Source organism: Corynebacterium sp. c25Ua_47 (assembly GCF_039907205.1).
In the GTDB taxonomy this organism is placed as follows: Bacteria; Actinomycetota; Actinomycetes; order Mycobacteriales; family Mycobacteriaceae; genus Corynebacterium; species Corynebacterium hiratae.
Genome location: NZ_JASBOH010000007.1, coordinates 24,352 through 45,027, shown reverse-complemented (window position 1 = coordinate 45,027; position 20,676 = coordinate 24,352). Strand labels below are relative to the sequence as shown.

Sequence of the window (20,676 nt, the reverse complement as noted above, 5' to 3'; positions counted from 1 at the left end):
ACTGGTTAAACTGGTGCACATTCGTGTCCACCACCAAAGCTTCCGCGAGCAATAATCGCGCATGTGAAGGGGAATTTCCGTGGCAAAGCTGCTCTACCACCTAGGCCGCTGGTCTTACATCAACCGATGGAAGGTCATCATCGCCTGGATCTTCATCGTGGCGGCCGCGGGTGGAGCAACCTTGAGCTTGATGAAGCCGATGACCACGGAGTACTCCATCAGCGGCACGCCCGCTATTGATGCCACCCGCCGCGCGGTGGAGCTCTTCCCGGAAAATGGTAATCCGGCAAATGCGCCGTCGGTTAACCTCGTCTTCAAGGCCCCGGAAGGGCAGAAGCTCAGCGATCCGCATAATAAAGAAGCGGTCGAGGACGTGGTGCACCACATTGCTGAAGGCCTTGATATCCCGGAGGGCAGCCAGCAGCGTTGGGGCAACCCGCTTGAGGTATCGCCAGCACTTCAGCAGCAGGTCATTGAGCAGTTCACCTCCATGGGTTTGCCGGAGGAGACCGCGCGGGCGGATGCCGATAACCTGGCCATGGTCAATGCTGATGAGACCATCGCTTACACCACCTTCGACTTCGATGCGGAAAGCCCCTATTCGGTGGACCCCGCGGATAAAGACGTAGTGCATGAGGCCATGGATATTGGTCGGGCGGCGGGTCTGGAGGTAGAGGCCGGCGGCGCGGGCTTCGGTGATGAGATCCAGGTCAACTCGATTTCTGAGGTTATTGGTTTGGCCGTGGCGTTTATCGTTCTCATCATTACCTTCGGTTCCTTGGCCTCCGCGGGAATGCCGCTTATCTCCGCGGTCGTGGGCGTGGGGCTAGGCGCGATGGGCGTCATGATCGCCACCCACTGGATGGAGCTCAACAACCTCACCCCGGTGCTGGCCGTCATGATTGGCCTGGCCGTGGGCATCGACTACGCGCTGTTCATCATGTCGCGCTACCGGCAGGAGCGCTCCCGCATGGACGGACCAGACGCCGCCGGCATGGCCGTCGGCACGGCGGGATCCTCCGTGGTTTTTGCCGGCGCGACGGTCTTCATCGCGCTCTTCGCCCTGCTTGTAGCGCGCATTAGCTTCTTGACGGCGATGGGCCTGGCCGCTGCGGGCACGGTCTTCATGGCCGTGCTCGTGGCGCTGACGCTGGTGCCCGCGATGCTGGGCCTGCTCGGTGATAAAGCCTTCGCCGGGCGCATCCCCGGCGTGGCCGGCAACCCCACGAAGCGCCGCCCGCGCCGCACGAAGCCAACGATGGGTAACCGTTGGGTGCGCACGGTGCAGCGTGTCCCCGGTGTCGTCATGGCCTTGGTGGTGCTCGGCCTCGGTGCTTTGACCGCCCCGGTTCTGCATATGGAGCTGGCTCTGCCGGCGGATACCACGTCTAATCCGGATACCACCCAGCGCAAGGCAGCGGACCTGCTGTCCGAAGGCTTTGGCCCCGGCATCAACGGCCCCTTCCTGGTGATCGTAGATGGTGCTAACGCGAACCCGGATTCCGCAGCCTTGCAGCCCTATATCCAGGGTCAGGAGGGCGAAGAGGACGAGCAGAAGAAGGCGGCCCTTTCTTCCTTCATCTATTCCGTGCAGCGCCTGAACCAAGTGGGCGGGGTCAAGCACGCCCAGCTGGTGGGCGTGAGCCAGGATATGAAGGCCGCGCAGATCATGGTCAGCCCCACCACCGCGCCGACGGATGAGGCCACGGTTGGCACCGCCTCCGCCTTGCGCACCGCCGGCGCGGAGCTGGAGGATGCCACCGGCGCCGAGATCGGAATGACCGGCCTGACCGCGGTGCAGCTCGACATCACCGAGCGCCTCGAAGAAGCCATGGGGCCGTACCTTGCCATCGTGGTAGGCCTGGCCATCTTCCTGCTGTTGGCGGTGTTCCGCTCCATTTTGGTTCCGCTGGTGGCCGGCTTGGGCTTCCTGCTCTCCGTCGGCGGCGCCTTCGGCCTGACCGTGCTGGTGTGGCAGGACGGCCTCACCGGCCTAGTACCCGCGCCCGGCCCGCTGATTTCCTTCATGCCCATCTTCCTCATCGGCGTGACCTTCGGCCTGGCCATGGACTATCAGGTCTTCCTGGTCACCCGCATGCGCGAGCACTTCTCCCGTTACCCGCAGGGCAGCGGCGGGAAGTACAGCAAGTACAACGCCAACGACGAGGCCACCATCGCCGGCTTTACCGCCGGTGCCCGCGTGGTCACCGCCGCGGCCATCATCATGATTTCCGTCTTCGTGGCCTTTATCAGCCAGCCCCTTCCCTTCATCCAAATCTTTGGCTTCGCGCTGGCAGCGGGCGTGCTTTTCGACGCCTTCTTAGTCCGCATGTCGCTTGTCCCCGCCACCATGTTCCTCATGGGGCATACCACGTGGTGGATGCCGAAGTGGCTGGACAAGCTGATCCCGCAGCTGGACATCGAGGGCACCGCACTCGAGGAAGAATGGGAGCGCAAACACGCAGCAGCATCCCGTGAAGCAGAGGATAAGGCAGCGCAGCCCGTAGAATAGTTCCCTATGACTCACCCTAAGCCGCTGCTGGAGACCGACCTTTCCTTCGACGTGAAGAAGGAGCTGGACTTGAGCGGCCCAGCGCAGCCGGGAAAGCACGGCCGCACCGGTGTTATTCACACACCGCATGGCGATATCCAGACCCCGGCGTTCATCCCGGTGGCCACCAAGGCCACGGTGAAGACGCTGACCCCGGAGCAGATTCGCCTGACCGGAGCGCAGGCCATCCTGTCCAACGCCTACCACCTTTACCTGCAGCCGGGCCACGACATCGTGGACGAGGCCGGTGGTGTGGCTACCTTCGAGAACTGGCATGGGCCGACCTATACCGACTCGGGCGGATTCCAGGTCATGTCGCTCGGCGTGGGCTTTAAAAAGGTACTCGCCATGGACGTGGCAGACCTGACGGACTCCGATATCCGTGCGGCCAAGAAGGAGCGCATGGCGCAGGTGGATGAGGACGGTGTGGACTTTAAGTCCTTCATCGATGGCTCCATGCACCGTTTTACCCCGGAGGTCTCCATGCAGATCCAGCATGGCTTGGGCGCGGACATCATGTTTGCCTTCGATGAGCTCACCACGCTCGTAGATACCCGCACCTACCAGGAGGAATCCGTGGAGCGCACGCGCCGCTGGGCGCAGCGCTGCCTGGATGAGCACGACCGACTGACGCTCGCCCGCGGCCCGCAGAAGCCGCGCCAGTCCCTGTGGGGCGTGGTGCAGGGCGCGCAATACGAGGATCTGCGCCGCCAGGCCGCGCGCGGGTTGGTGGAGCTTTCCGATCGCGCCGAGGCAAATGGCCGTCGAGGATTCGGTGGCTTCGGCATCGGTGGCGCATTGGAGAAGGAGAACCTGGGCACGATTGTGGGCTGGGTATGCGATGAGTTGCCCGTCGATAAGCCCCGGCACCTGCTGGGTATCTCTGAACCGGATGATATTTTTACCGCCGTTGAGGCTGGTGCCGATACTTTCGACTGCGTGGCGCCGACCCGTCTGGCGCGCCGCGGTGGCGTCTACACTCTCGATGGACGCATGAACCTCACTAATGCGCGCTTCAAGCGCGACTTTGCTGGTGTGGATGAAGAATTTGGCGGCTACGTCTCGGAGAATTACTCCCGCGCCTACATCCACCACTTGCTCAAAGCCAAGGAATTCCTGGCGGGAACGCTGTGCACCATCCACAACCTAGAGTTCATGATCCGCCTGGTGGATAACATCCGGGAGTCCATCGACGGCGGTTATTACGAGGCCTACCGCGATGAATTCCTGGGGCGCTATTACGCCAAGTGACCGGTGACGATCACGTTGTACGCCAAGTCAGTGCTGCCGTCTACCGCACAGGCGATGAGTACGATGCGCCCGGGAACCTCGGTATTCATCAGGTCCGCGTCGCTTCCTAGTTGTTCCTTATCAACTAGGAAGGCGTTATCCACGATCCACTCGCGCCCGGCACCGCCCTCGGAGGTCATGCGGATGTGGGAGCCGTTGAGGATGGGCGTCGTAAAGCGCTGCACCTCGACGCCGTCGAGGCTCTCCACGGTGGTGGGGTTGCTCAGATCGACGTCGGCGGTGACCACCTCGGAGAAGGGGTTGAATACCAGTTTCTGCTGGCCCCAGGCATGGCCCAACACGTAGGTGGTGCCCTGCTCCGCCGTGGCGGGGGACTCGCCCCAGTCTTGTACCCATCGCACCATGGTCTCCTGCGGACCGGCCGGGTTGAGGGGCACGACGAAGGGCATCGAATCATAGGTCGCGCCCGTGATGGTGGCTGGGCCATCCATCTCAAACGTGCCGGTCAGAGCGGGTGCTGGGCCTTGGTTGAGCGGGGGAGGGGTGGTGCTGGGTGCTGCGCTTGACGACGCCTCACTGCTCACCGCCGTCGTTTCCGGTGCCGCGTGGCTCGTCGTTTCAGACGACGTGGTGACTTCCTCTGTACCCGAGCATGCCGCAAGGTTGAAGGCTGTAGCCAGGCCAAGGATGGGGAGGAGGGAACCTCGTAGATGCTTATGCATCGTAGATGTCCTTCCGGTGGCCAATAGCGAATACCTCAATCGTTACTTTCTGGTCGTGGATGTACGCCAGAATGCGGTAAGAACCGACCCGATAGCGCCATTCACCTGAACGGTTTGAAGTCAATCCTTTTCCGAGAGCTCGAGGGTCTTCGCAGCCCTCGAGGTTCTTTTGGATCCACGTCACGATGATTCGCGCATCGAATCGGTCAAACTTCTTTAGCTGTTTCCGGGCTTTCGAAGTGAATTCGACGTGATATGAAGTGATTCCCTCCGACATCTTTAGAGATCCTCGAGGACCTCATCAAGGCTAAACCGTTCGCCAGAATCCTCTGCCATTGCTGCGCGCAGTTCCTGAAGGTCGTAGTAGTCTTCGACCCGTTCTAAAAGCGCTGCTCGGGCAAAGTCAGATATTGTATGTCCTTCAAAGGCGGCTAGATTTCGAACGAGCTCAGCGTCGTTATCATCCATGCGAATTGTCAAAGTAGCCATATCTCCTCCTTAACCATCGTGAATACATTGTATTCTATGGGGAGGGTGAAGGGAAGAGTGAAAAATCCCCCTCAGCACAGTGCGTGCCAAGGGGGTTAAAAGTCTGGGATGCTTCGCTGCTACTTAGAGGGCGCTGCCGTAGGGGTTTCGGTCTCGTCGATAGGCACGTAGTCCTCGCGGCGCTTGACCCAGGAGATAACCAGGGTGGTCAGTGGAAGCATGATGACCTCGCAGGCGGTCTTCCACAAGAAGCCCACGACGACGTAGTTCAGGAAGCCACCGAAAGAGTCGATACCGATGACGGGTGCGGCGATGGCGCAGAACAGCAGGGTATCGCCGAATTCGCCGACGACGGTGGAAGCAACAAGGCGAGCGATGAGGCCCTTCTCGCCCGAGCGGGCCTTCATCTTCACCAGGGTGAAGGAATTGAGCAGCTGGCCCACGACGTAGCCGACGAGGGAAGCCAGCAGGATCTGCGGAACCAGGCCGAGCGTGGCGGCGAAAGCTTCCTGGCCTTCGTAGAAATCAGCCGCGGGCAGCCAGATTGCAATGTAGAAGGAAACCGCGGCCAAAAGAGCCATGGCAAAACCGATATAAACGGCGCGGCGGGTGGACTTGAAGCCGTAGCACTCGGAGAGAACGTCGCCCACAATGTAGGCGAGGGGGAAGAGGAAGAAGGCACCATCGGTGATGAGTGGGCCGAGCTGGACGCCCTTCGTGGCGTTGATGTTCGAGATGAGGAAGGTAACGACGAACACCGCGACCAGCCACGGGTACAAGGTGGAATGTACCGGGATGAATCGGATGCTCTCGCCACCGTTTGCGGTGGTTGCGGTTGCCGATTGAGTTGTCATGGCTCAGCATCTTTCCACGAAAATGGGGGAAGCAGAAATGGGGAAATTGATTCCCATCAGACGGGGAGTGCTCCCATTCCTCCTCGTTCCTTAAGAAAGAGCAGTTGAGCTGCACCTTCCTGGGAGGCAGTTCCGGTAGTCCACCCATAAAGATCTGTGAAGTGGGCAGAAAAAACGCTCCTAGTGTGGCATTCTTTTGCTTGCAGTGTTTTCGTGTTCCCTGCACGTTTCCTGTCTACTGTGCCACGGTGCGCTCGAAGAAATTCGGGCGCGTTCGAATTTCGGGCCACTGAAGGGCAGGCCGTGTCAGGGGGCACGGCTACCTTGGTTCTAGTCCTTAAGCCTCCGGCTGGTCTTTTTCGCCTTCTGCGCCTTTCGATGGAGTAGGTAGAGGCTAGTCGGCGGCACAACTTCGCATTAGGGAAGGTCATCGATATGACGTTTGGTTCCCCAGGCTCGTCACCACAGTTCGGCGGGCGCCCGCCACAGGGGGCTCCCCAGCCAGGCACAGGGTCCGGAAACAGTTCTGGCTCTGGGTTTGGCGCGCCCGGTGGACCTGGCGGATTCGGTGGCTTTGGTGCACCGAATCCTGCGCAGAACCCCGTACAGAAGCCTTCCTCGGGTTCTGGGTTTGGCCAAGGTTCCGATTCGGGTGCCAGTGGCTCCTTCGGCGCGCCGGGCTCGCCGGATGGCTTCGGCCAGTCTTCCCCGGCGCCGGACTACCGCCGCCAGGTGGCAACACCCACGGGCCCCACGAAGGGACCATGGCCGCTTCTCATCGCAGCGGGCGTATCTGCGGTCATTGCGTTGATCCTGTTGATTGTCGCCCCGCTTGTGGCCGCCCCTACACAGGTCTTGTTCTTTGGCCTGGCTATTGGCGGCTGGCTGCTGGCTGGAATCGTATCCTTCATCCTTTTGGGTATCTATACGCTGAAGAACACGCAGCGCCAGGCTGAGACGTTTTATGTAGAGGACACCACGCAAACCTTGCTGTACCGCCTCATCATGGGCGGGAGCTTTGTCCTTGTTATTGTCGCTGCGGTGGAAATCGCCTTCTACGTAGGAAAGGCGGTTGGCGTCTAATGAAGAAGCTCACTCGTGTACTTGCCCTGTCCGCGGCGATGGCACTCGCCGGATTCGGCGGCAGCCTGGGAGCGGTGGCACAGGAGGCTCCTCCGGCCCCAGATGCCCCCGCGCCGGAGGCTCCTGCACCAGAGGCCCCGGACGCTCAGCCGGAAGAACATAACGGGGAGAACCCAGAAGACCACGGCGGAGAGAATCAGCCGCCGCAGGAGCACGTTGAGGGAATCGGCTCCGAGTCCGCGCTTTCTGAGGTTTCGCAAAAGAACCTCTCTGATTTTGGCTCCTGCATCGCCAGCGAAAAATCCGCGGACCTGTTGTTCGTTCTTGACCAGTCGGCCTCGCTGGTGGGCTATGAGGGATCGAAGCCGACGGATGCTGATTTCTTCCGCGTTGACGCCACGGCGGACATCGTCAAGCAGCTGGCCAACCTCGGGGAGGACAATGGCGCAGACATCAACGTCAAGATCGCCGGTTTCGGCTCCGAGTACTACAGCGATCCGGCTGACTATGGCGGGTGGACCAACGTCTCCGGCAACGGGGATGCTCTCAAAGGCGAACTGGACAAGTTCCGACAGGAGGACCGTGTTGCGGATCTAGAAACCAACTATGGCGTGGCCTACAAGGGAGCACTCAAGGAACTGGCTTCCCACCAGGGCAGCAGCTGCCGCGCCATCGTGTTCTTTACCGATGGCAAGTACTACACCGATGCCGAGGCTCATGATCTCCAGGGAGCGCAGGACAAGCTCTGTGAGGTTAATTCCTCTGTCACCGCGTTCCGCAACTCCAATATCCGCCTCTTTAACGTGGGCCTCGTGCCGGCTGCAGAAGCACAAGATCAGGTCCGCCAGCTCACCCGCATGGCGGAGGGCGAAGACTGCGGCCAGGGTGCCCCTAACGGTGCTTTCTTCGACGCGGGTGAGGATCCAGCGGCGCTGTTCGCTGCCTTCCGTAACCTCATCCCCACCTCGGGTGGTGTGACCAAGGAGGGAAACCTCAAGGACCAATTCGATTTCGTCCTCGATAACTCCGTGTCCCCAGTGCGATTGTCGGCGGTGCCGAAGAGCTCGGTTGGGGAAGGAGAGCTCATCCCGACTCTGACTGGGCCCGATGGTGAAACCGTTGAGCTCAAGCCTGATACCACTCACGTAGCCGGCGCGAAGGTCTCCGTGACGGAGAACAGCAAGCTTCCAGGCATGGTTGATATCGCGATGGAGAAGGACGGCGACCCCTGGGCAGGCGCCTGGACTTTTGGCTACAAGGTGGCTGAAGGGACTGACGGTGAGTACCTCGCGTCCGTTGTTATGGTGCCGGGCCTCAACCTGGACCTCAAGACGGAAGACGGCTCCAAGGTGGAAGGCGGCATCAACTCGGACCAGGTCCTGAAGGGGCAGTTGGTCGATGGCCAAGGCGCGCCGCGCACGCTGGAGGGCGAAGGTACCCTCCACGCCGAGTTCGTACCGGAGGATGGTTCCCCGGTCACCCTCGTGGACAATGCGCCCATCACGGATGGGCAGCCAGTCGACATTCCGCTGGACCAAGTGGAAAACGCGGCATCTGGTCAGCTGGTGACGCGCGTGGAGATCACCACCAAGGGCACCGATGAGCGCCCAGGCTCGAAGCTGGATCCCATCAACGCGGAAACGCCGCTGACCGTTACCCCGGTTAATATGCCGACGGTGGGCTCGGCGCAGACGATCACCATGACGGAGAAAGAAATTACCGTCGATGTCCCCGTGACCGGTCCCGGCAAGGTCTGGGTAGCAGACCAGACTGTGGATTCCGCTGACGGCATGCTTCCCGCAGGAGTACCTTCCGTTTCCGTGAGCTCCAAGCACAATTCTGAGGATTCCGCGCTGGAGCTCTCCAAGGATGAGAAGACGACCATCCCGGTGACGGTGAGCGTTGAGGAGATGGCGGATGGCCCGCTGCGCGTGGAGCCGGTGATTAACCTGCAGTCGGCTGAGGATAACCAACAGCTGGAGCTACCGCTGACGCTGCAGGGCTCGATGAGCGCGCCATTGAACAAGTCCGCGTTCGGTCTGTCCTTCGTCCTTGCGGTTGTGCTCGCGCTGCTGATCCCCTTGGGAATTCTGTACTTGATGAAGTGGATTAGCGGCCGCATTCCGGAGAAGCCGCGCATGTTTGCGAAGACCATCCCGGTCAAGCGCGATGGCGCGAACCTCATACGTACCGATAATGGCCGCCCATTTGCGGTGTCCAAGGATGAATTCCAGGGTGCTGTTCCGGTTGAGACCTCTGCACGTTCTGTTCGCCTGGGTGGCAACGACGCCAAGGTAAAGATGGGCCTGAGCCCCTTTACCGCCGCCCACGTGGAGGTTCAGCGCGATGGCACTATCTCCGGTAAGGGCAAGAAGTCCGGCTACCGCGCAGTGCTGCCACTTGCTGTGCAGAACACGTGGTTCTTCGTGGGCAACGTGAAGGACCGCAACTCCGGAGAGATCGTCCTGACTGTCGATACGTTGGCGCAGGCCAGCGCGTACGACGAGATGTCGAAGGAGATCAGCCGCCAGGCCCTGCAGCTCTTCGACCAAGTGGAATTCCCCGCCGAGAAGTCACAGTCGCAGACACCGCCGCAGACACCGCCGCAGACGCCGCCGCAGGCGGGCCAGCCTGGCCCGCAGCCGCCGAATGCCCCGCAGAGCGGACCACACCCTGGCCAACCACCTACGCCGCAGCGCGGCCCGCAGAGTGCTCCCCGCAATGGTGCGCAGCAGCAACCGCCGCAGCACGGAGGCTTTGGGCCGTCCCAGCCATCCGGTCCACCGAATCACGGCCAGCCAGGGCCCACAGGCGGGCCAGGGCGCCCCGGCTTTGGCGGTGGCCCCAACGTTGGTGGCGGATCCGGCTTCGGTGGAGGCCCCGGTTGCGGCCAGCCAGGCCAGCAGCGCCCGAACAATCCTGGTAACCCTGGTAACAATGGCGGCTGGCCCCCGAGCCCGGGATTCGGATCCCAGGGCTAAGCCGGTTGAGCATCACACACCAAACCTAATTAGAACAGAAGCGAACCTCCCCTTCGAAAGGTAATTAGAGATGAAGAAGTTCCTCGTCGTCGGTTGCGGTGGCTCCGGCGCCAAGACACTGGCGTTCATGATGGACCAGCTCAAGGCCGAGCTGCGAAGCATCGACCCGGACTTAACCGAGCTGCCCAAGGCTTGGCAGTTCGTCAACATCGACGTGCCGCTCGAAGAGGAAGCCGGCCCACAAAAGCTGCCGAACGTTACCCAGAACGGTGGCCACTACGTTGGCATTGGTTCACGTCAGAACTACAACACCTTCGATGAAGGTGTGTCCAGCATCTTGGGTCGCTCCGGCAAGCTTGGGGAGATCGCAACCTGGGCCACCCGCAACCCCGCCACCAATGACGTGAAGCTGGCTGACGGTGCCGGCCAGTACCGTGCGATCGGCCGCATGCTGACCCTTCCGCACCTGAAGGAGATTCGCCAGGCCCTCAAGGATGCGGTGGATGAGATGTTCACGCAGGAGGCGATCCAGGAGCTCAACCGCCTCAATTACAAGCAGACCAAGCTGGACTCTGATACCGGCGATTCACAGCCGGTTGTCCTCGTGGTCTCCTCCATGGCGGGCGGTGCAGGTGCTTCGATGTTCCTCGACGTGTGCCGCGTGCTCACCACCATTCCGAACGTGAACCCGCAGGGCACGCTCGTCTTCATGTACACCCCGGAGATCTTCTCCGATAACAAGGCGGATGACATGGCCGGCGCGTGGCCGAACTCGCTCGCCATGTTCGGTGAAGTCGTCGCCGCGCAGGTGGGCAACTCCAGTGACCACGACCGCGCTGTGTTTGAGGCATTCGACATGGGTACCCCGCCGGAGGGCCAGATCTTCAGCCGCATCTTCCCGATCGGCTCCAAGATGGGTACCACCAGCGCCCGCTTCGGTGACGGCTCCGCCATGTCCATCTACCGTGGCCTGGGACGAGCCTTGGCAGGACTGATGGCCTCCACCAAGGCCAGCGATAACTTAGTGTCCTATGCAATGACTAACACTCCGGCCGGTGACGGCGGCCGCCGCTTCTTCGGCTGGGATAGCCCAACGGGTGGAACCCCGTGGGGCCGCCTGCCCTGGGGTTCGCTCGGCTATGCCCAGGTGTCGATGGGCCGCGATCGCTTCGCCGAATATTCCTCCCAGCGCCTTGCGCGTAGTGCCTTCGAGCGCCTCTTCAACGGGCACCTCGACCCGCAAAACCCCGAGGCCGGCGAGATGCAGATTGCCAAGAAGCTGGAGGAGCGCCTGCCCAATGCCTTCGGCTCCATCACGCTCGATCCTTCTTGGGCGCAGGGCGGGCAGATCGACAGCGGCAGCGTGTGGAACTGGCTTAACAGCGTGTTTGGCGGTCAAGCCCAGCAAGCCGCTGATAGCGCCACGAAATACCTGCAGAGCTTCATCCCCGTAGGCCAGGGCCGCAACGTTAACGAATGGCGTGAAGAGTTCGAGGGCAACATGGCGGATCCGCGCAACGAGCAGGCCATCGCATCTGTTCTTAACAATGCCGCCTATGACATCGTCTACCGCTACGCCAACTTCTTCAGCGATAGCGTCCTCGCTGCCGTGGAGGCGGAGCTGGCCGCGGTGGGCGTTCCTTATGTGCGCGAGATGCTCTCCAAGATCACGGACGTTCTCACCAACTCCGACCGCCTCCTGCCGTGCCTGGCTGAGTACTCCGGCTACTACCAAAACACCCGCGTGCTGACGAAGCCGGAAGGCGCGGATCCCATCCTCAGCCCATTGACCGGTAAGGGGCAGATGACGGATCCGACCCCCACCGTCAATGCGCTCATGGGCCTGTACTTCAACCAGTTCTACAGCTACGCCCTCATGGCCATCGCACACCTGCTCAAGGACGTCCTTCAGGATTACGCCGATGAGAACCTCTTCCATCTCAAGCGCGAGCTGGGAGATGCCCATGCGGTGTTGGAGAAGGCCGTGTCGAAGCGCCCGGAAACCAACAAGCTGGCTGATGTCCGCACCGATGAGGTCAACTCGTGGCCGACGGAGTTCGATGAGGTCGTGGAATCCCGCTTCAAGGGCGCGGAGAACGAAATCATGCTGACCGACGTCAACTCCTTCATCTCGGACTATCGGGACCAGATGCTGCGCACCATCCAGGGCCAACAGTCCACCGCGGATGTCACCAACTACGAGCAGGCCTACCCCTTTGCCGTGCGTGCCGTCATCCGCGGCGAATGGGAATCGCTCGATGCGGCCCAGGCGCCGAATGACACGTTGGCGCCGCAGAAGCGCACCAACGATGCCTACTCCAACCGGGCCGGCTGGGTATCCAAGTACCTCTCGCGCCATCCGCAGAATGGCGAAACCCGCGAATCACAGCGTGCGCACTACCGGGCGAAGATTCGCCCGACGGACCTGCTGGAGCGCTCGCGTCAGTGGATTAACCGCCGTGACTACGAGTTCCAGAAGTTCAACTCTGTGGACCTGCGCCGCTACCTCACGCTCACCCCAGACATCAACGAGGTTGAGCACGCGGAGCGTCAGCGTCGCTTCATCGAGGCTTTCCAACTGGCCCTGAGCTATGCCCGCCCATTGGCTGCCGTCAACGATGAGATGGTGCAGCGCATCCACGGCAAGTCGGTGCAGTACACCTACTCTTTCTCCGATATCCCGTTTGCGGAGCTGGGCTCTGCGGAGACCGGCATTGCCGCTCAGCTGGAGTCAGTGCTGAGCCGCCCTGAGATTGATGGTCCTTCTTCCGTGGCTTTGCGCAATTCGCTCAACATGTCGGACCACGTCCAGCACATTGAGATCTTCGGGTCCTACCCGAACTACTCGCCGATCGTCTTCTCCTCCATGTTCAACTACATTGCCAAGGACATTGAGAAGCAGGACAATTTCGACGGCTCCTGGTGGTCTGAGCGCCGCACCCGCCCGTTGCCGGCAGCACTGCCTTTGACGAACACGGAACGCCAGGCCATGGTGGCTGGCTGGATCATCGGGCGTATCACCGGCCGCGTCTACATTTCGAACCCGGATGCTGCCAACGCCGCGGCCCACATTTTCGATGACACAGATGGCGGCGTCAACGATTGGGTGGACTTCCCGAACCCGCTGCTCATCTCACCACGCCGCATGATCAAGAAGTCGGACTGGATGTCTTCGGTGCTGGAATCCATCTTCATCGCCTACGCCAAGGTTCAGGAAACTGGGCGTTACGGTTTCGCCTCCTCGCTGTACCCGTACCAACTGTTGCGTGGGCTTTTCGACGACGGCCTCGACTTCGCCCACTCTGGCGCCTCGACGCACCCCGTGGTGCATCGCCTGGCACAGTTCCTGGCTAACGGTGACGTCCCGAACCGCGGAGTTGTAGGCACTTCTATTCAGGATCGCTACGAAACTTTCGTCAACGAGCTGGACAAGTTTGCTCGCGGCGCAGACCACTTCGTGCCGGGGCACTCCAATGCTCTGCCGGGCCAGGGCCGGAAGGAAAAGCCTTTCGCTGAAATCCGTTCCCGCGAAGTTGCCTCGATAACGCCGTACTACCGTGACTTGGCGCTGGACGTCATCGCGATGGTTCCGGTCATCCGCAACTACCTGGATCAGGCTAAGACGGTGGCGGAGAATCCCGTGGCCCAGCCGGAGCCGCAGGTGCGTAGCTCCGAGTCAGGCTTCGCCCAGCCCACCGCGCCGGAATTCAACCTCAACGACCTGGATGACACCTTCTAATGACGAACGTAATTATCTTTGGACACGGCGCCACCGCGGATGACATCCGCTCCCGCCTGAGCGATCTGCGTGCGGTTGGTCTCCTGCAGAACTTCCTCTGGATCGACTATGCCCACCCCACTAGTGGGGCCGTCGTGCGCTCCTTTACGGAAGAGGGAACGGCGCGCTTGTCGACACTCGACGAGGCCCTCCGCAGCTTCAGCGGGGACGTCCTCCTCGCCACCATAGACCCGATGGACGCGGAACAACCGCAGGACGTCGACAAGCTCACGGAGTGGGTCAGCGCCGTCGATCAGCGGCTCATCCAGGCCTCCAATCTGCGCGTGCGCCTGCTGCTCTCCGCCCTCCCGCGCGAAAGCGTGGACATCGCCCCGTTGCAGGGCTGGAGCAACCTCGTGCTCTCTCCGGAGGAGGGCGGAACCCCGGCGTCGTCGCGCATCCGTCCCATCAAGCGCACCGCGGACGGCTTCGAGTTGGCACAGTTCGCAGCCCCGGCCGTGGCCAGCATTTTCGGTCTGTGGCGCGGCATGCCGGAACCGGCCGTGTTGGATCCGGAGACGCACCGCGTCATCGAAACCGGTGACCGGCAGCGTTTCCGTCTCGTACGCGCTTTTCACCGCACCATCGATGCCAATGACATCGAGGACAAGGTAAAAAAGGCTGTCTTCGATCCCGCCCAGCGCCTGCCGCAGCCGCAGGTCAACAACATTTCGCGCGCCGTGCATTATGCCAACCCGGAGCAGCTCACGGAGCAGTGCGCACAGATGTTCATCAACCAGGAGATTGCTCCGCTGGTCAGCGCCCCGACCGCCTATGAGGAGCTGCAGTCCCACAAGGTCAGCGGATGGGCAGCACTGAAGGATAATCTGCGTTTGTACTGGTCCACTGTGGTGGGCAAGCCCCAGGATTGGGTTGAGGGCCAGCGCGGTGCGATGAACAAGAACGCGGCTACCTTCTTGCAGAAGATGCTCTACGGCGAGGACTCCAGCGTGGAGGTCGTCTTGGCGGGGCACTCCGGCAAGGGCAGCGGCGCGACGAGCGTCGAAGAGCTGCGCCAAGCCAGCGAGCACACCATGCGGGTCGCCCGGGAGCAGCACTTTTCCCTGGGACAGGAACCGCAGTTGTCGCGCACGTGGGAGGCATACCACGACTATGCACTCGGCTTGGTCGATGGCTCGTGGCGCGAGAGCATCGACACCAAGGGGCTGCGCAATAACCAGGGCAACATGTACATCGTGCAATACGGTGGCCAGTCTGTGCAGGATGTCAGCGCTTCCTTCCAAGGCTTCCACCCGCTGATGACCAGCACGCTGGGCTACACACACGAGTCCCAAGCAACCGTCGCGCCTTTCGATCCGGTAGGCGCCGAGCGTTTTGCCGCAGACATCGAGTACACCAGCCAGCAAACCCGCAACGAGGCGGTGAGCCGCAAGAAGCACGAGTTTGCGTCGTGGCGAGCAAAGAACAGCACCACCTTCGCCTGGAAGGTGGGCCAGGGCCTATGGGAGAAGCTGGGGCATGCCCAGCAGAAGTACCGCGACGCGCACGCCAAAGCACGCGAGCTGCAAGAGCTGGCCAATAACTTCCAAGCGCGTGATTTCAACGCGGAAAACAAAGCACTGACCCGGAAGCTGCGCACGATGTGGATCGTGCTCTTCGTGGCGCTTGCCCTCATGACCTACATGGTGGCCGGGCGCTACAACCCAGACTTGCCGCTGGGTGAGTACCTACAGTGGTTCGACTGGCCTTGGTACGTCGTGGGCATCATCCTGGCGGTCGTGCTTTTCCTCGTCTGCTCCTGGGCGGTTTTTACTAAGGCCCAGCGTGAAATCTTTGACTACGTGCAGAGACGAAAGCTGCTCAACCGCAATCAGGAAATTGCCGCCCAGAATCTGGCAACCTCCTCCGCGGAGATCTCGCGCATCTCTAATGCCTATAACCAGTTCCTGAGCTGGTCGGCGCTGCTGGGCCGTGCGATCTACGCACCTTTCGGCCGCAAGGAGACGTCGAGCGATCGGTTGCGGACACCGCAAGCGGGTCTTCCAGAAAACGCTCGCATCGCCCAGGCCGTGCTCAACCGCGACGATGCCGTGCGCATGACGGATGAAATCCGCTCCTACATCTTCCAGACGGAATGGGCGCACCGTTCGCTTAAGTCGCTGCTCGATGACATGAATAACACCTTCGAGCGCAACCGCACTGGCCACTCGGCCGTGGCGCTCAATGAGATGTGGGGCATGGCTGGACTGGGGTCCAGCACTGCCTTGGATAACCTGTCGCGCAACCTCGATCACGCGTACATGCAGGACCGTGACCTGAAGCAACAGGAATGGCAGAAGGTCATCACGGACCCGCGGATGACCCGCAGCCTGCAGCGCTACCTAAGCCGCGTGACCTTCCGCGAGGAGGGCGGCAGCCGCGTGCAGAGCACCTCCGAGTTCCTCGCCGGAATGAACCAGGAAAAGGGAGCCCTCCAGGCCTTTAGCCCCAACGCGCTCACCAGCGCTGGCGGCGCTGAAGGTTATACCGAAATTGATGGCTCCCGCACGCGCATCGTGGAGGTCGACAGCCAGACCGCGCTGACCAGCCAGCTTTCACGCTCTGTGACGGTAGTGCAGTACGGAAAGATTACGGATTTCAAGTACTTGATTCCGGATGCGTCGTCCAGCGCACAGCCCTTTGCTCAGCCCTCGGATCTGTCCTTGGATGAGCTGGATGACACGAATCACATGGACTTTAAGTCGCCGGTGCAGGAGAACAACGAGGGCTCAGCCGCGCGGCCATTCTTTGGTCAGCCGGCAGCCCCGGACCTCTCAGACCTCGACGAAACCTTCTGACGGAACCTCTTTAAGGAACGTTGATGACACACAACCCGAAACCTTCGATTGCGGACGTACCGCTGAGTGAGCTGAGGACGCTGCACGAGCTCAAGCGCGTGAGCGCCGATGATGTGCGCGACGCCGTATCAGCACCGTTTAGGCAGTTCGCTGAACAGATCGCCGCCACGTTCAACGGCGAAGAGGTAACGCATCCGGAGCTGAGCGCGGAGGCGCGCAACGCTGCGGTGACGCAGGAAGAACGTGCCGCGCGCGAGCGTGCCGCGCGTGAACGCGCAGCACAAGAAGAGGACGCGCGGGAGCGTGCCGCGCGTGAACGCGCTGCACAAGAAGAGGACGCGCGGGAGCGTGCCGCGCGTGAACGCGCTGCACAACAAGAGGCGGCGCGAGAAGAAGCGGCACGAGTGGAGGCAGCCCCGGCATTCCCCCAGCCACAGCAGTCACAGAAGGCACAGCCTGCGGCAGCAGGTCCTCGCGACTTCTTCGCTGAGTGGGAAGCACTGCAGGCTGAGGAGGAGCAAAAGACTCAGGTCAACGAAGAGGACTACATCACTATCCCGGGCTTCGGTATCCGGGCGGAGTATCAGTACCGCCAAGAACCAGACTGGGTTCCACCGGGCATCAACTTCGAGGTTGAGGTACCGCTTGAGGCACAGCCGGAACAGGATTCTCAAGAAGAGCCTGGCTATGGCGTGGAACCAGAACCGGTTCCAGAGGACACCGACCAGCGCCATCCGGTGCGCTTGTGGTGGCCTGAGCTGGACCACACGCCGGATGAGGTGGTCTTCTACCGAGTGGTAGCCGATGATTCTGAGATGGTTGCCTCACCCGACGCGGGCGACACCCTCGTCTACACCAAGGGAACCGCCTACCGTGACCACACCCCGGGCGAGGCAGGTCTGCGCCACTACGCGGTGTGGGCCTACAAGGGCCGAGACCTTCGTGAGCTCATCAACAGCCAGCCAGTCTTTATGGGAGACACCGGCGTGGTTTTCCCACCGGTCAACGTCCAGGTTTCCACTATCAAGGGTGCTATCCAAGTGTCCTGGGACCTGCTGCCGGGACACTCGAGCGCCATGGTTTATGCGTGCCGGGATAGTGAGAAGGAAAAGCTGTCACCGCGCTTCGAACAAGACGTGGACAGCAGCGGGCGCAAGGCCACCATTCCGGTGCAGGAAGCCGGGCAGACCGTGGTCATTTCCCTGCTGGGCCAAGCGGAGTTTCACGGCGCTACCGAGCAGAGCCAGGACGAGGTTGCCGTTCAGCGTTCGGTGAAGCTGGCTAGCGAGCTTGAAAAGCTGGAGCTTTCACGCTGCGAGCGGCGCAGTGACTATGGCCAAGATTCCATTGAGGTGGACTGGTATTCGCCCAAGACCGGTGAGGTAAAGATCTATCTCACGCCGACCGCCCCGCAGGCGGATCTGCGTACGTCGGCGGTGCCGAAGACGTATGTCGAAAGTGCGCTGTCGAGTGCTATCAGCGAGACCCGCGGCGTGTCTGAGCCGGGCTCCTTCCAAACCACGACGGTGCCGTGGCCGCCGGATTGGTACGAGGTCTATATCACCCCAGTGAACTTCAACGACGCTGATGCCTGGGTCGGTGAATCCAAGGTGTTGCAGCGCGTGCAGTCCATCGAGGATGACCAGTTCCGGCTGATTGAACGCGTGGATAGCCAGCTCGTTACTTTCGACTGGCCGAAGGGCGCGACCGCCGTGGAGTACTCCACCAACCGCGAGCACGATCAGATTCGTGAGGAAGACTACGACCTCCAGGGAGGCATCCGCCTGCACCTGGATCAGCACGGCGATACCGTGCGGCTGCGGCCCTATGCGGTCTTCGCCGGTAAGCGCACCGAGGGAGAAGAACGTGTGATTCAGTACGAGGGTCTGCGCCCGGTGACGTATGACTTCGAGGTCGATTACTCCCAAGGCCAGGTCCGGGTGTTCCTCTGGAGCTTGGGTAACGGTGATAAGCGCCAGTTCTCCTGCCAGGTGGTCTACCGTGCTGACCGTCTGCCGCTTTTCCCCGAAGACGGCGAGGCGCTTGGCATCGTGGAGACCAACCTGCAGAGCACCACGCACGTTGCTCATGGTTTAGGTCCGATGCGTGGGCAGCATCCGGATTTCACGGTGTCAATTGGTGAGCACGTCCAGCGCGGGGGCTTTATCCGCCTCTTTGCGGTTGAGGGCTTTGACAGCCACGTTGATAGTTCCTTCGATAGCTTCGGCGGGCAGGATGCCTTCAGCAGTTTCTCCGAAAGCTACAGCGACCCCGCCCCCACGCTGAGCGCACTGGATAAAGCCGTAGTGGTGGAAGGCGATGTGTCCTACAGGCTGGTGCTGTACCCACCAATGCAGAATCAGACTCCCCACTATGACCAGAACTACGGTCAGCAACAGTATGAACAGCAGAGCTATGACCAGCAGAATTACGGTCTAGATTACAGCCAGGACCAGTACTACCAAGGGGGCCAGTAGGTATGGGCGGCGCTTTTAGCTATGCATCATTCTCCCGCGCCAACGGCCGCGCCGGTGGCTGGGGAGTAGGGCAGAAAGCCGGCGATATCACCCAGGAGGAGCTGGCTGAGCTGGTGTCCTTCGTACCGACATCGCTCAACAACGGCACGACGATCCCGGATTTTCCCTCCGCCCAGCAGCGCGCAGAGCTGGTCCGCCGTACCGCGGTTTTCGCGTTGACTCCTGAGGCAGAAAAGTGGGTCACCATGGTGTCTGTCCCTGCCGGGCTGGATGCGACCGGACGCGGCGGCAACGTCTTCACCTACACGTCGATTTCGCGCACAGGAACCCCGCCGGCACCGGCGACGGTCCTGTTTTCTCCTGACGTTCCAGCGCCCTTTTCCATCTATGAGGTGGATAAGGTGCAGATACCGGAGGAGATCTCGGCGCGCGGCCCGCTGCACTCGGATGTGCTGCTGGAGGAATTCCTGGATGGGGAGTTCCGCCACCCAGACAAGCTTCCCGCGCCGTTCAAAGCGGTCAGCCCGAACCCGAACCCAACCTTCAACCGCGCGCTGGTCTCTGCCATGGCGTCGGTGTTGAACTCCCGCAATGGCTTAGTTATTCTCGTCGCGCCCGACAACCAAGCTGCGTTGTGGATTGCCGCCACCGCCCGCGAGGTGGGAGAGGACGGTTTCGGGTTCTCCACGTTTGAGAAGGCAGCTGCCATTAATGAGTTCCCGCTGAGCACATCCACCATGCTCGTGGTGCCGCCGAGTGAAAAGCAGCGCTTGGCGGAAACCACCATCCCAGGCAATCCAGTCGTGTTTGCGCTCGATGAAGCCCTGCCAGACGTCAGCGCTTATGAAGCACGTGCTGCGGAAGAAGCTGAGGCTGTGGCCCCGGAGCCACAGGAGGAGCAGACCAAGCAGGACGCTGCGGCCGACACCACACCCGAGCAGGCCACCACACCGAGCTTTGATGATTCCTGGGGCAAGGATCCAGCGGACTTTGGGGCACCACTGACGGAGTCCTCGCCTTTTGCGGCGTCGGCCGAATCCCCGGCAGGCTTTCCGCCGAATCCGCTTGATAACCCCGCGCCGAACACACCGCAGGAGAACCCCTTCGCCACTACACCGGAGGCCGCACCAGAACCCGGGGGAGAAGCATCCGCCGGCCAGGCGGAGCCACAAGGAGCTGCCGGCGGCAATGCCAACGTTCCTGGGCTCAGCGCCGAGGAGTGGCACAAGCTTCGGGAATTCGATCCGCGCTGGTGGATCGAGCACCTTGATGTCAACCGCGGCCGCTCAATCCAGTTGGCCTACCTTGATAAATCTTCGTTGGGGGAGGGGCTGGACAAGGTGTTGATGTCCGCGATAGTGGCCTCCTGGGTGTTCTACTTCCCGCGGGATTTCAACCTCTTGGCAGAAGACGCACTGCAGCCTTGGGAGAACCGCGAACTCGAGCACATTGGGTACCTCACCGCTACGCATTTTGCGGGAGTCATCGCGCTGGAGCATTGCGAGCGCTACGCCACGGGGCGCGTCGCCATGTTGCTGGATGGTACGACACAGTTGCTGGCGGAGCGCTCAGCTCCCCTGCAGCAACGGCCGGGGCCAGCGCAGTTTGCACAGCACACAGCGTGGCAGCACCGAGGCACAGCTCCCAATGAGCACGGGCGAAACACGGGATTCCACGGAAGGTAAGAGAAGG

The 20,676-nt window shown here is 61.4% G+C and carries 12 protein-coding genes; 8 read left to right on the top strand and 4 right to left on the bottom strand.

Going from position 1 to position 20,676, the window contains the following annotated elements; translation table 11 throughout:
• The first annotated feature begins 79 nt into the window (after window positions 1-79).
• Together QKE52_RS07780 and tgt are read left to right on the top strand one after the other, a co-directional pair.
• A complete protein-coding gene (locus tag QKE52_RS07780; protein ID WP_293775854.1) occupies window positions 80-2,512 on the top strand; it encodes an MMPL family transporter in 2,433 nt (810 codons plus the stop codon).
• A 6-nt stretch (window positions 2,513-2,518) separates the two neighbouring features.
• Window positions 2,519-3,802 carry a tRNA guanosine(34) transglycosylase Tgt gene (tgt, locus tag QKE52_RS07775; RefSeq protein ID WP_293775852.1) on the top strand — a complete coding sequence of 428 codons (1,284 nt, stop codon included), beginning with the start codon at window positions 2,519-2,521 and terminating at the stop codon, window positions 3,800-3,802.
• Here the strand turns inward: tgt and QKE52_RS07770 are convergent.
• The 4 genes from QKE52_RS07770 to QKE52_RS07755 all read right to left on the bottom strand — a co-directional run bounded on the left by QKE52_RS07770 (window position 3,790) and on the right by QKE52_RS07755 (window position 5,867).
• Window positions 3,790-4,524: a sortase gene (locus QKE52_RS07770; RefSeq protein WP_347948514.1), complete on the bottom strand. Its 735-nt coding sequence runs from the start codon at window positions 4,522-4,524 to the stop codon at window positions 3,790-3,792. The two genes, tgt and QKE52_RS07770, sit on opposite strands and share 13 nt — an antisense overlap.
• On the bottom strand, window positions 4,517-4,801 hold the full coding sequence (locus QKE52_RS07765; RefSeq protein WP_046648850.1) for a type II toxin-antitoxin system RelE/ParE family toxin: 285 nt from the start codon (window positions 4,799-4,801) through the stop codon (window positions 4,517-4,519). The genes QKE52_RS07770 and QKE52_RS07765 overlap by 8 nt, the downstream gene beginning before the upstream one ends.
• A gap of 2 nt (window positions 4,802-4,803) precedes the next feature.
• On the bottom strand, window positions 4,804-5,013 hold the full coding sequence (locus QKE52_RS07760; protein WP_070509660.1) for a DUF6290 family protein: 210 nt from the start codon (window positions 5,011-5,013) through the stop codon (window positions 4,804-4,806).
• Between the two features lie 119 nt (window positions 5,014-5,132).
• Window positions 5,133-5,867, bottom strand: coding sequence for a queuosine precursor transporter (locus QKE52_RS07755; protein ID WP_071409824.1), 735 nt, complete (start codon window positions 5,865-5,867; stop codon window positions 5,133-5,135).
• 435 nt (window positions 5,868-6,302) lie between these two features.
• Here QKE52_RS07755 and QKE52_RS07750 point away from each other — a divergent pair, with 435 nt between their 5' ends.
• From QKE52_RS07750 to QKE52_RS07725, 6 genes are all read left to right on the top strand, one after another.
• Window positions 6,303-6,950: a hypothetical protein gene (locus tag QKE52_RS07750; RefSeq protein WP_232751584.1), complete on the top strand. Its 648-nt coding sequence runs from the start codon at window positions 6,303-6,305 to the stop codon at window positions 6,948-6,950.
• A complete protein-coding gene (locus QKE52_RS07745; RefSeq protein ID WP_347948512.1) occupies window positions 6,950-9,931 on the top strand; it encodes a VWA domain-containing protein in 2,982 nt (993 codons plus the stop codon). The genes QKE52_RS07750 and QKE52_RS07745 overlap by 1 nt, the downstream gene beginning before the upstream one ends.
• Window positions 9,932-10,001: 70 nt before the next feature.
• The gene (locus tag QKE52_RS07740; RefSeq protein ID WP_293775840.1) at window positions 10,002-13,670 is read left to right on the top strand and encodes a tubulin-like doman-containing protein; all 3,669 of its coding nucleotides are present in this window, start codon (window positions 10,002-10,004) and stop codon (window positions 13,668-13,670) included.
• Window positions 13,670-16,507: a hypothetical protein gene (locus QKE52_RS07735; protein WP_347948511.1), complete on the top strand. Its 2,838-nt coding sequence runs from the start codon at window positions 13,670-13,672 to the stop codon at window positions 16,505-16,507. Before QKE52_RS07740 ends, QKE52_RS07735 begins: the two co-directional genes overlap by 1 nt.
• A gap of 23 nt (window positions 16,508-16,530) precedes the next feature.
• A complete protein-coding gene (locus QKE52_RS07730; protein ID WP_347948510.1) occupies window positions 16,531-18,984 on the top strand; it encodes a hypothetical protein in 2,454 nt (817 codons plus the stop codon).
• A gap of 2 nt (window positions 18,985-18,986) precedes the next feature.
• Entirely contained in the window at window positions 18,987-20,669 is a 1,683-nt protein-coding gene (locus tag QKE52_RS07725; protein WP_347948509.1) for a hypothetical protein, read from the top strand.
• Window positions 20,670-20,676 lie beyond the last annotated feature (7 nt).